6 protein-coding genes are annotated in these 8,622 nt (G+C 74.4%); all 6 read right to left on the bottom strand.

Annotated features, from left to right (window positions below; genetic code table 11):
- Positions 1 to 151 precede the first annotated feature (151 nt).
- The 6 genes from ACFY3I_RS28870 to ACFY3I_RS28845 all read right to left on the bottom strand — a co-directional run bounded on the left by ACFY3I_RS28870 (position 152) and on the right by ACFY3I_RS28845 (position 8,600).
- Positions 152 to 4,048 (bottom strand): S8 family serine peptidase, encoded by a 3,897-nt coding sequence (locus ACFY3I_RS28870; RefSeq protein ID WP_390863828.1) that lies wholly within the window; start codon positions 4,046 to 4,048, stop codon positions 152 to 154.
- A 176-nt stretch (positions 4,049 to 4,224) separates the two neighbouring features.
- Positions 4,225 to 4,767, bottom strand: a complete 543-nt coding sequence (mug, locus tag ACFY3I_RS28865; RefSeq protein WP_390863826.1) for a G/U mismatch-specific DNA glycosylase — start codon at positions 4,765 to 4,767, stop codon at positions 4,225 to 4,227.
- A gap of 211 nt (positions 4,768 to 4,978) precedes the next feature.
- On the bottom strand, positions 4,979 to 6,451 hold the full coding sequence (locus ACFY3I_RS28860; RefSeq protein ID WP_390863825.1) for an MFS transporter: 1,473 nt from the start codon (positions 6,449 to 6,451) through the stop codon (positions 4,979 to 4,981).
- Positions 6,452 to 6,552: 101 nt separating this feature from the next.
- Positions 6,553 to 6,942: a hypothetical protein gene (locus tag ACFY3I_RS28855; protein WP_365284024.1), complete on the bottom strand. Its 390-nt coding sequence runs from the start codon at positions 6,940 to 6,942 to the stop codon at positions 6,553 to 6,555.
- A gap of 152 nt (positions 6,943 to 7,094) precedes the next feature.
- Complete coding sequence (locus tag ACFY3I_RS28850) at positions 7,095 to 7,634, bottom strand: hypothetical protein (protein WP_365284022.1); 540 nt, start codon at positions 7,632 to 7,634, stop codon at positions 7,095 to 7,097.
- A 201-nt stretch (positions 7,635 to 7,835) separates the two neighbouring features.
- Positions 7,836 to 8,600: a DUF4328 domain-containing protein gene (locus tag ACFY3I_RS28845; protein ID WP_390863823.1), complete on the bottom strand. Its 765-nt coding sequence runs from the start codon at positions 8,598 to 8,600 to the stop codon at positions 7,836 to 7,838.
- Positions 8,601 to 8,622 lie beyond the last annotated feature (22 nt).

Genomic DNA, 8,622 nt, shown 5'->3' with positions numbered 1-8,622 from the left:
CCCCGCCTAGCGATACCCCCCGGGGGCCGTCGGTTAACCGCGCGCCGGGGGGGCCCGGGGGGGGGGGGCCCGGGGGGGGGGGGGGGGGGGGGGCCGGGGGGGGGGGGGCCCCGGGGGCCCGCCGTACTCCCGTCCGGTGACGGCAACCCGGTCAGCGGTGTGCCGAGCCGCCCGGGTGGCGGAAGGCGCGGTCGACCGTCTGCCGGACGCGGTGCCCGGCGTCGTCGGTCGCGGTGATCCGCAGTGTGACATAGGCGTCGCCGCGCACCCGCGACGGCCGTTCGACGGCGGCGGTGAAGTGCCCGCCGGATCCCGTCCGTCGGGTCCGGGCCGTGACCCAGGTCCGTCCGTCGTCGTAGGAGGTCTCGACCGTGAGCCGCGTCCCGCGGGGTGCGGCCAGGCCGTCGGGCAGGCGGACGTCGAACCCGAGGGTGTGGGTGCGCCGCGGGGTCACGGCGTTCTCCGCGTCGACGGGCACGGCGCAGTCGACCTGGAGCAGCGGCAGCACCGAGGAGGTCCGCGTCGTGTCCGAGTCGAAGGACCAGGACGTCTCGGTACGGGTGCCGAAGCGCCAGTCGTCCGAGTCGCGTGCCGTCGTCAGGTCCAGCCGGTAGGCCGCCCGGCCGGCCGGCACCTCGATGTCGCCCCACGCGCCGGTCTCGGAGTGGGCCACCCGCTTCCCGTCGCGGAACAGGTCCGCCACCGCCGTGTCGCCGCCGCTGCCGGAGGTGCGGGTGCCGACCCCGCCCAGGGCGTCCTGCTCGGCGAAGGCCCAGTGGCCGGCGGCATCGGTGAACTCCGGGACGCGCAGCGAGAGGGTGTCGCCGTACCTCGCCGAGGCGGGCAGGCCGGTGGCGCCGCGCGGCAGGGACGGGCGCACCGGTGCGGTGAACCAGGCTTCCGTGGCGTGCTGTCCGGCCCGGTACCGGTGGGCCGGGTCCCGCATGCCCACCTGGAGGGGGAAGTCCCGGTCGGCGACGGTGTCGTGGTGCACGACGTGGTTCCACAGGGTGTCGCCGGCCGTGACGTACTCGACGCGCTCCCCGCCCACCGGGACGTCACGCGTGTACTGGTTCCAGGCGGTGTCCTGGTAGGGCCGCCAGGCGAACCGCTGCTCACTGGCCCAGTCGGAGGCTCCGGTACGGGCGTAGGTGGCGCGCACGACCGCGCTCTCCTGCCCGGAGACGGTGTGCACGAGACGCTCGGGGACGCGCTGCTCGGACACCTGCATGACGTCGTAGAGGTAGGGGCTGCGCACCGTGCCGGTGAACCGGACGCGGGTGTCGGTCCGGGCGCTCCGCCGCAGGATCGCGGTGCCGTCCGCGGCGCCCGCCCGCATCACCGGCAGGGCCAGGCGCTCTCCGTCCGGGCTCCACCGCGTCCACGGATAGAAGCCCTCGGGCATGACGAGCATCAGGGCCTTGGCCCCGGCGGCCGCGGCGGCCTGGGCGAGGGCCCGGTCGTCACCGAAGTCGTAGCGGACGACGGCGAGTCGGCCGCGTACGTGCGCGGCCCGGAGGTCGGCGGCGGTGCCCGTTCCGGCGTCCACCGCGGTCAGCAGGGCGCCCTTGTCGCCGAGGACCGGTGACGTGGGGAGGTAGTAGGGGGCGAAGGACCGCGAGGTCCCGGCCACCCGCGCGATCAGCTGCGGTGCCGTCAGCTGCCAGCGCGAGGCGAACTCGAAGGTGCCGTCGGTGACCCGGGCGGTGGGGCTGACGTAGATCCGCTTGGCGACGTCGAAGAACATCACGCCCTGGATCAGCCCGTTACCGTCGATCCGCCGGTACGTCTGATAGCTGAGGATCCCGTGCTGTTCGGCGGGGCGGGGGGTACGGATCCGAACCTGGGTCACCTTCGAGGCGTCCAGGGTGACGGTCGTGTCCTTGGCGACCCGCACCTGCGGGTTGACCACCTCGCGCAGTTCCTGGCCGTCGGCGGCGTTGTCGAGCGTGCCGAAGCTGACCTGGTAGGTGCCCTCTTCGACGACGGCGACCGCGGGATCGAGACCGGTGTACCCGACGAAGCCGTCGGCGCCCCAGATGGTCGGCGCGGCCTGCGGGATCACGGCGCCGTCCCGGTCGCGGGCGACCACGGTGAGCCGGTGCAGCGGCGCGTGCACGACGAGGGAGAGCGTGGTGTGGGCGAGGACGGTGCCGTCCGCGGAGGTCGCGGTGGCGTAGCCGTAGTAGGCGCCGCGCGGGGCGCGCGCGCCGTCGGAGAGCACCGGGACGTCCGCCGAGGCGCCGGCCGCGAGGTGCAGGGTGCCGGTGCCGAGGGTGACCGTCCCGTCGGTGAGCGCGACACCGTTGTCGGTGCTCAGCGCCGCGGACAGCCGGACGTCGACCGGGTGGTCGCTCTCGTTGGTGTAGTGCAGGATCGCCGCCTGCCGCCGTCCGCCGGAGCCGCCGGTCTGCAGGGCGGGCAGGGTCACCGAACCCGTGGCGGTGAGGGCGCCCATGGCGGCGCCGATGTCGATGCGTCCGCCGCCCTGTTCGGTCACCTTGGTGCCGGACACCAGGTGGGCCGTGCTGATGAGCACGTCCTTGATCCGCTGTCCGCTCCAGCCCGGGTGCTGCTGGGCGAGGAGCGCGGCCGCGCCGGCGACGTGCGGTGTGGCCATCGACGTGCCCGACGCTGAGGTGTAGTCGGCGTCCACCGGGGTGCCCATGGTGGTGCCCGCGGCGCGCGCGGCGACGATCGAGACGCCGGGCGCCGTCACGTCGGGCTTGGCCGCCTTGTCGGTCAGGCGCGGGCCGCGGCTGGAGAAGGGCGCGAGCGAGTCGTCCCGGTCCACGGCGCCGACGGTCAGAGCGGCGTCGGCCGCACCGGGCGACCCGATGGTGGACGCGCCCTGCTCGCCCGCGTTGCCCGCGGCGACGACGAAGAGCGGGCCGCCGGAGGCCGACAGCGCGTCGACGGCCTGGCTCATGGGGTCCGTGCCGTCCGAGGGCGCGTCCGAGCCCAGGCTCATGTTGACGACCTTGGCGTGTTCGGCGGCCGCCCACTCCATGCCGTCGATGACCTGCGACTCCGACCCGTAGCCGTCGTCGCCGAGCACCTTGCCGATCAGCAGGTCCGCCCGCGGCGCGACGCCCTTGCGGGTGCCGCCGGAAGCCGCCCCGGTGCCGCCCACGATCGACGCGACATGCGTGCCGTGGCCGAAGTGGTCGGTCGTGTTCCCGCTGTCGGAGAAGTCCTTCGATTCGGCGATCCGGCCCGTCAGGTCCGGGTGCCCGGCGTCCGCACCGGTGTCCAGTACGGCCACCTTCACACCCTGGCCCTCGAAGCCGGCCTGCCAGGCGGTGGGCGCGCCGATCTGCGCGGTGCTGCGGTCCAGCGTCGGCGCCACCCTGCCGTCGAGCCACACCCGGGGCGTCCGGGCGAGCCGGGCCGCGCCGGCCGTGCCCTGCGGCCGCAACGTCTTCCAGAAGGAGCCGAGTTCGTCGTCGGCGACCCGCAGGGCCGTCGCGTCGATGCTCTCCAGACGGCGCTCGGGCGCGGACCCGGTGCCGAAGGCGGAGAGCCGGTCGGCGGTGGCCGCGGCGGCCTTCCTGTCCGCCGTGGCCGCCCCGGCCGTCGCCGAGGCCGCTCCGAGGGCGGCGCCGGCCGGCTGCGGGGAGACGATCAGCGGGAGCGCCGGCGTGCCGGCCTCGTCGTAGCCCTGGGCCAGCAGGGCGGTGACGTCGAAGAGCCGACGGTCCAGCGTCCCGGCGGCGACCAGCTCCGCCGCGTCCGAGGGCAGTACGGTCATGGTGCCGTCGTCCTGCTCATAGGTGCGGAAGACGATGTCCCGGCGGCCCGGGCCGGGTTGCACCGACGCGGTGCGCCGCCCGTCGTCGCCCGGTGTCACCGTGACGCGGTCGCCGGTGACGAGCCGTACGGTCGATGCGGCTCTCGCGGTACCCGCCGCGGGTTCGACGGCCCCGGGGGTGGAGGTCCGGGGGGTGGAGGTCCGGGGGGTGGAGGTCCGGGGGGACCCGGAGGCGATGCCTCCCGTGGTCAGCACCAGTGCTGTCGATATCGCCGCCGTCAGACGGATCCATGCCATCAGCCACACACCTTTCGTGCAACGCCGGTTCACACGCTGTCCGAAAGAATCAGCCGGAGCGATGCCCGTGTCACGGGCCTCAGGTGTCGCGACTGCGACATGTCCCAACTCCGCCACCGCACGCGGCTGTCGGCACGCGCGGTCCGACGCGGCCGGGTCGCCGTGCGGCGGGCGGGTCAGGAGTTGTCGAAGGGGCCGTCGCCGAGCAGTCCGGAGCGGTCGGGCAGGCCGGCGGCGATCCGGAGCCTGGCGAACTCGACGGCCAGAGCCGCGGGCGGGAAGTGGGCGTTGAGACCGCTCGGGTTGGGCAGGACCCACACCCGGGCTCCGCCGATGGGCGCGTCCTGCGGACCGACGGCGGCGGCGCGGACCCCGAAGGCCGCGCGGTATCCGGTGACGCCCAGCAGGGCGAGCCATCTCGGGCGCAGGATCTCCGTCCGGCGGCGCAGGTCCTCGCCGCCGCGGACGTACTCGGCGGGTGTGAGTTCCGAGGCGCGCGCCGTCGGCCTGCGCACGATGCTCGTGATGCCGAGTCCCAGCGCCGGCAGGTCGTGTTCCTGGTCGGGCCGGAACAGGTGGGGCGTGAACCCGGACCGGTGCAGGGCCGGCCACATCCGGTTGCCGGGTGTCGCGAAGTTGTGGCCGCGCAGCGCCGAGGGCAGACCCGGGTTGATGCCCACGAAGACGACGTCCAGGTGCTCGGCGACGACATCCGCCAACGACGGCTGACGACCGGTGGTGATGGCTGCCTCACAGTGCCGCGAAGGGAACGAACCGACGCGGAAGCCTATCCCCGGACGGTTCGGGGCCGGCCGGCGGCGCGCCCGCCGACGCCGTACCCCGCCCCACCGTGGCTCCCGGTGCCCTGCCTCTCGCTGCCGGTGTCCTACCTCGCGGTGTGCCGTACCTCGCGGTACCGAACCCGGCGGCTCAGGTGGCCGTCTCCACCGGTTCCGGTGCGGGCTCCCGGCTGTCCTGGGAGCTCGGTACCCGGTCCGTGTCGACGACCACCCCGGCGACGAGCGCGCCCAGCAGCAGGACGCCCATGGCCCACCAGGTGGCCACGTTGAAGCCGTGCACCGCGGCCTTCGCCGCCAGCAGCCGCCGGTCGGGGGCCGTGGCCGCGTGGGCGAGGGCGTACCGGGTGGTGACGCTCGCGGCGATGGTGTTGAGCAGCGCCGTACCGATCGAACCACCCACCTGCTGGGCGGTGTTGAAGGTGGCCGAGGCCGCCCCCGAGTCGCGCGGGGCGACCCCGCCGGTGGCCAGGGAGACGGAGGTCATCATGGCCGTGCCCATGCCGAGACCGAGCATCAGCATGCCGGGCAGGATGTGCGAGGCGTAGGCCGGCTCGATGCCGACCTGGGCTATCAGCGCCAGCGCCCCGGCCGCGACGAGCAGTCCGGGCACCAGGAGCAGCCGGGGCGGGACCCGGTGCAGCAGCCGGGCGGCGATCTGCGTGGAGCCGGTGATCATGCCGACGGTGATGGGGAGATAGGCGACGCCGGTCTTCACCGGCGAGTAGCCGAGGACGCGTTGCATGTAGTAGGTGAGGAAGAGGAAGACGCCGAACATGCCGATGGTGACCAGCAGCACGGTGAGGTAGGCGCCGACGCGCTGCCGGTCGCGGACGACGGTCATCGGGAGCAGCGGGACCGGGGCCCGCGTCTGCCAGAACCCGAAGACGCCGAGCAGGGCGACGCCGCCGAGGAGCAGGGTCAGGACCAGGGAGTCGTGCCAGCCCCGGGACTCCGCCTCGGAGAATCCGTAGACCAGGGCGAGCATCCCGCCCGAGCCGAGCAGCGCGCCGGGCACGTCGAGCCGGGAGTCGGGGTGGCGGCCGCCGCCGGGCAGCAGCGCCCAGGCGCCGGCGAAGGCGGCCAGCGCGATCGGCACGTTGACGTACAGGCACCAGCGCCAGTCGAGGTACTGGGTGAGGAAGCCGCCCGCGAGCAGTCCGACCGCGGCACCGGCGCCGATGATCGCGCCGAAGATGCCGAAGGCCTTGCCGCGGTCCTTCGGGTCGGTGAACGTCGTGGCGAGCAGCGACAGCGCGGCCGGGGCGAGCAGCGCGGCGAACACGCCCTGCAGCGCCCGCGCGCCGAACAGCATGGCCTCGTCGACCGCGGCGCCGCCGAGCGCGGAGGCGGCCGCGAAGCCGACGAGTCCGGTCATGAACGCCGGCCTGCGCCCGGCCAGGTCGGCGATGCGGCCGCCGAGCAGCAGCAGTCCGCCGAAGGCGAGGGTGTAGGCGGTGATGACCCATTGCCGGTCGCCGTCGGACATGTGGAGGGCGACCTGTGCGGAAGGGAGCGCGATGTTGACGATGGTCATGTCGAGCACGACCATCAGCTGGGCGAGCGCGATGACGACGAGAGCCCACCAGCGTCGGTTGTCGGCCATGGGGCAATCGTGCTCCGGGCCGGGCCACTTGGGAACGCCCGCGTCTCTTATTGCGGGGTTTTTGCCAAGTCCCCCGGCCCGGCCGTCTCAGCGCGTCCCGGTCAACGCGTGCCGCTCATCGCGTCCCGGCACAGCAGCCGCAGCGAACCGTGGCCGCCGTAGCACCGGCGGGCCTCGTCGACGGGGTCCCAGAGCCGGCCGTCGGGGGTGCGGACCCAGTGTTCGCCGCCCGAGGACCACCAGTCGGCGCCGGTGTGACGGGCGATCACCTCGCCCGCGTAGCACCCGAGGCCGCGCAGCATCTCCCGTACCGCGTCGTACGGCGCGCCCTCCCGGCGTATCTCCTCGATCATCCGGTCGACCCGCCACAGACTCTGTGCGGAGTAGTCGAGCCGGATCCGCGCGCCCTCGCGCATCATGGCCACCGCGTCCGCCGCCCAACGGGCCGGTTTCGTGGCGGCGTGCGGCCTGGTCTGCTGCTGTGCTGTCACGTAGTGGGCTGTCACATAGGGAAAAGCGAGGTCAGCCAGGGTTTCGTCACGCCGTTTCGGGCTGTTTCGGCAACCGGCGCAGGACCCCCGCAAGTCCGCCGCAGCTCCCTCGCACGGAACGCACAGGAATCCCCCGGGCCGCCCCGCCGGGTTCAGCCGAGCCCGCGGGCCCGGCGGGAGACCACCGCGCGCAGCACCCGGCGGCCTTCGGTGGAGACGTCCAGCGCTCGGCGCAGCCCGGCCGCACCGTGGCCGGCGAGCAGTTCGAGGACGGTGACCTGGCGGCGCAGTTCGGCGGCGACCAGCGGGGACATGTCCTCGGTGCCGCCCTCGCGCCGGGTGTCGACGGAGGACGCCGGGTCCTCGGCGGGGTCCAGGAGCCGGTGGATGCGCAGCGAGGCGACGGAACAGGCGTCGGCCCACCGCCGCACCTCGTCGGGGGCGCGCTCCACGGGCGCGGCGTCGAGCATGCGGCGGGCGAGCAGCTCGGCCTCGGCCTCCCCGGTGTCCAGCGCGTCCCGGGCCTGCTCCAGACCGGCGCTCCATCCGGAGCCGTCGGCCAGGCTCGTCCAGAGCGGCCGCAGCACCAGGTCGTCACCGCCGAGCAGCGGCACGCACCGATCCAAACAAGCCAGTCCGCTCGCGGCCAGTCCGTGCTCATCGGCCTGAGCGATCAGCTCCACCAGGCTCATCCCACGCCTCCCACAACGGTATGTACCAAGGCGCCGACCTGTACGGAGCCCGCACTCCCCCTTACTGCGTGCAAGGGCCCGGGAGTGTCACAGCGGTACGGAACCCGGCGGATCGGGCGGGCGGGAGAAGGGGTTTTCGGCCAAAACGCCCGACGACCCCGACGGGGAGGCCAGGGTCTCCCGGGCGGGCGCGGCCCTCGTTCAGAGCGCGGCCGGGGCGGTGCCCGCCGTCGCCTTCTCGTGCTGCATCCGGGTCAGCCGCACCACGACGAGGATCGCGAGGACGGCGGCGGCGATGTCGAGGGCGTCGGAGACCAGCATCCCGAGGGCGTCGGTACGGGCCTGGGCCGCGCCCTCGGAGTCGCCGTCGCCGCCGCTCACGAGGCGGCCGGCGAACAGCGAGGCCAGCCAGAGCGTCCACCAGGCGTTGACCAGCGCGTGCGAACGGCGCGCACCCCACGGGCTGCTGGCGTCCCAGATGTCGACGGTGATCCGGTACGGGAACCAGAGGTTCACGACCGGCACGAACCATCCGCCGATCGCCCACCCGGGCGACCTGCGGTGCCCGAACGGGCTGAAGACCTGGGCGTTGGCCCGCACCCGCTGGAACCAGCACAGGTAGACCACCGCGCAGCTGACCAGCGACACCGACTGGGCGCCGGCGGCGAGTTCGGAGAGCACGTCGGCGCGGTCGGCGCGGCGGAACGCGGCGGCGCCGGTCTCCCCGTCGGCCAGGGCGCCCGTGGCGTCGTACCGGAACAGGTCCGTCCAGACGGCGAACAGGTCGGCGGCGACGACCGCGCCGAGCAGCACGGCGGCGGCCCAGCCGAGACCCACGGGTGAGCGCAGCCACGACCCCGGCGCGCCGCCGACGGCCGGGGCGGGTTCGGCGGAGGCGCCCAGACACCGGTCGCACAGCGTGGCGCCGGACGCGGCGGCGAAGTGGTGGCAGCGGACGCAGATCAAGGCGGTACCCCCGGGGTAGGCA

Origin of the sequence: Streptomyces sp. NPDC001068 (assembly GCF_042897315.1) — a bacterium.
Taxonomy (GTDB): Bacteria; Actinomycetota; Actinomycetes; order Streptomycetales; family Streptomycetaceae; genus Streptomyces.
The sequence above is the reverse complement of the archived record's forward strand: the minus strand, read 5'-3'. Positions and strand labels throughout refer to the sequence as shown.